General features: G+C 73.2%; 1 protein-coding gene and 1 pseudogene. Both read left to right on the top strand.

Annotation, left to right across the window (positions count from 1 at the left end):
* Window positions 1-498 (top strand): annotated as a pseudogene (locus ACNPM4_RS09485) (hypothetical protein); the annotation flags it as partial.
* A 103-nt stretch (window positions 499-601) separates the two neighbouring features.
* Window positions 602-2189: chaplin family protein (locus ACNPM4_RS09480; protein WP_448985501.1), on the top strand; the 1588-nt coding region annotated here is incomplete at its 3' end.

The raw sequence follows: 2189 nt of genomic DNA, 5'->3' as shown, positions 1-2189 counted from the left end.
GGAGTGGTCGACGACACGACCGCCCTCCTCGGAGACGTGACGAACGGGACCGTGCCGCCGGTGCTCGAGGCGCTCGATCCGACGAACCCCGATCCGACTCCGGGCACCGGTGTCGTCGATCCCCCCGTGAGCCCGACCACCGTCGCCGCCGTCTCCGCGACGCAGGTGACGTCCTCGCCCATCCTCGGCGCTTCGGGCACCGCTTCCGCGCGCGCATCCGCCGTGTCGTTCTCGGCTGCGGACCTCGTCTCGCACGAGTCCGCCCCGGCCACGGAAGACACGACGACGGCACCCACGGGCACTCCGTCCGGGAGTCCGCCGGGCGCCCCCGTACCCGCATCTTCCTCTGCCGGCCCCGGCGGAGGATCCAGCCCTGCCCACGCGCGCCTCAGCGACGTGGACCCTGCTCCGCTCCGTGCTGGCGAGCGGACATCCGGCGCATCCGACGACGTGCTTCCTTCGTCGCCGGTCGCCGACACCGACGTCTCACCTGACTGACGGACCGTCACGTCGTTCCCCCGGGGACGACAGATGCCGTGCTGCGCGCGCACTCTGATCGCGCGCACCCATCAGACGATCCATCCAGTCAGGAGAAACGATCATGCGCACTTACCTCAAGCGAGCCCTGTGGGGCACGCTCATCGCCGGGGGCATCACGCTCCTCGGTGCGACGGCCGCCAACGCGGCCGAGACATCCGGAGACGACGGACTGCTCTCCGGCACGCAGGTGGAGACAGCGATCTCGGCACCGATCTCGGCGGTCGGCAATGCGATCTCCGTGCTCGGCGACGTCGTCGCGGCGCCCGCACCCGCACCAGCACCCGCACCCGCACCAGCACCAGCACCGGCACCGGCACCGGCACCCGCACCTGCACCTGCACCTGCACCAGCGCCCGCCCCGGCCCCCGCACCCGCTGCGGAGACCAGTGGGTCCTCGGGCACGGCATCCGGCACCCAGGCCGTGGTGACCGTGAACGTGCCCGTCTCCGTATCGGGCAACGCGGTGAGCGTGCTCGACGACAGCTCATCGACCAGTGCCCCGGCCGCAACTCCCCAGAACTCGGCTCCCCAGGCCGAGACCCCGGCCGGGGCACCTCTCGTGACCACGAACGGCGTGGACGGCGTGCTCTCGGGCACGCAGGCACTGCTCGCGGTCAACGCGCCGATCACCGTCACGGACAACGCCGTGTCGCTGCTCGGCGACTCCGAGAGCGCTGCAACGAGCGGGGAGGGAGCCGCAGCACCGGCATCCTCCGCTCCGGCCGCATCGGGCACGACGTCCGGTGACGACGGGATCGGCAGCGGCACTCAGGTGGTCGCACCGATCACGGCACCCGTGACGGTGTCGGGCAACGCGATCTCGCTGCTCGGCGACACGAGCTCGACCGGTTCCGGCACGGCCGGCACCGGGGGCACGTCCGCCCCCGCCACGACGGGGGGAACCTCCGGCGATGACGCCATCCTCGGCGGCACGCAGGCGATCGCACCCGTGACGGCACCGGTGACGGTGTCGGGCAACGCGATCTCCCTGCTCGGCGACAGCGCGGCAACCGGATCCGGCGCGGCCGGCACCCCGGCACCCACCGCACCCGCCACCGGCGGCAACACCACCACCGGCGATGACGGCATCCTCGGGGGCACCCAGATCACCGCACCCATCACCGCCCCCGTGGCCGTGACCGGCAACGCGATCTCCGCCCTCGACGACGCCACCGTCACCGGCACCGGCGGCACCACCACCGCACCCACCACCCCCGCCACCGGAGGCAACACCACCACCGGAACCGACGGCATCCTCGGCGGCACCCAGCTGGGGCTGCCGGTGACGCTGCCGATCACGATCGGCGGGAACGCCATCTCGGTGGTCGGCGAGGCGACGGTGACCGACCCCGGTCCCGGAACCGACCCGGGAACTGACCCGGGAACCGACCCCGGAACGGACCCCGGAACGGACCCGGGAACCGACCCGGGAACCGACCCGGGAACTGACCCGGGGACGGACCCCGGCACGGACCCGGGCACCGACCCCGGAACGGACCCGGGCACGTCGGCCGGTGCCGCGACAGCCTCTGGCGCGGTGACCACCGGCCAGGCGGAAGGGCTCGCCATGACCGGCGGCGCTCCGACCGAAGGACTGATCGCCCTCGCCGCAGCCCTGCTCCTCCTCGGAGGGGCCGGACTCCTGCGCC

Source organism: Microbacterium umsixpiens, from assembly GCF_053543675.1.
The sequence above is the reverse complement of the archived record's forward strand: the minus strand, read 5'-3'. Positions and strand labels throughout refer to the sequence as shown.